Below are 1,304 nucleotides of genomic sequence, written 5' to 3' on the forward strand. Positions count from 1 at the left end.
GCTCACTGTTGAAGGCTGCCCGATGGTTGGGCTTCATAGTCTTCAAGAAGTTTCTGGCACTTTCTGTGGCCAAGCTTGATAGCCAAGTCAAGAGCCGTCTCGCCATCGTTATCCTTCTCTTTGGCCAGTAAGCGGTCAAAGTTCAGCAATGTCTGGATGGCCTCTGTTTGACCATTACGAGCAGCCTCGTGGAGAGCCGTATTGCCATTGTTAGCCTTCTCATTGGCCAGTGAGCGGTCAAAGTTCAGCAATGTCTTGATGGCCTCTGTTTGGCCATTACGAGCAGCCTCGTGGAGAGCCGTCCAACCATCGTTATCCTTTTCTTTGGCCAGTGAACGGTCAAAGTCCAGCAATATCTGGATGGCCTCTGTTTGGCCATTAAGAGCAGCTTTGTGGAGAGCCGTCCAACCATCGTTATCCTTCTCTTTGGCCAGTGCGAGGTCAAAGTCCAGCAATTCCCTGATCAACCTTGTTTTGCCAGTTTGGACAGCATAGTAAAAATCCCGAAGGCGCTGGGATCGGTCACTGTCAGACAATACCCTGGCATTGACGGTCTCTGTGTGGCCTTGACTGGTAGCAAAGCGGGGTGATTTTGCTCTATCAGGCGACGAGCTTTTTACTTCTGGCTTCACTTTAGGCCGACTATCAAACACTTCCGTCACAACAATATTAGGCAGTCGAATGGTTGTTAATTGATTCGCTGAAATACTCTTGCGGCAGTGAGAACACTGTTTTTTGCCTGCTACCCAACGGGCAATACAATCTTTATGGAAGAGTTGACCGCAACAGAGAGTGGCCGCAACATTTTCAGCCATTGCCTCCATACAAATTGGACACTCCATATGAGCCACTGCGTCATGAGCCACTGCGTCTGAAAACTCCTGAGTTGGTGGCAATGAAGCAATTTCTGATGATGTGGTTTTTTGACTGAATATCGGCTTAAGCAGCCCCAGAACCTGTCTGAGTTTGAGGTCTTTTTCAAGATAAGAAGAAACACGAGCATAATCGTATAAGTGCCTCCAGCCAAGTTCGCCAAAGAGATGTTTATCAAGCAGCTCATTGGCCACAGCATCTGATAAACCATGTAAAAGCCAGGAAAAAATAGTACCGACGCTGATACCTCGATCAACCAATATATGAAAAGGCGTAAAACCAGCAATATTGGCTTTTGACAGCATGGCTGGCGTAATGGTTTCAGCATTGCGTTCGAAGATTGCTGCAATATCTTCAGGTGAGCTGTTTCTTGCGATTTCGTGTAACTGGTTTTCACCACTGGCGACAGTGACTATGGATTTTTCTGTGAT

The 1,304-nt window shown here is 47.3% G+C and carries 1 protein-coding gene; it reads right to left on the minus strand.

What is annotated here, in order from left to right; all coding sequences use genetic code 11:
- Positions 1–2: 2 nt before the first annotated feature.
- Positions 3–1,304 (minus strand): ankyrin repeat domain-containing protein (locus tag KDK16_RS04305; RefSeq protein ID WP_257274829.1); only part of this gene is annotated, 1,302 nt, incomplete at its 5' end.

This window comes from Endozoicomonas sp. SESOKO4 (assembly GCF_024606275.1).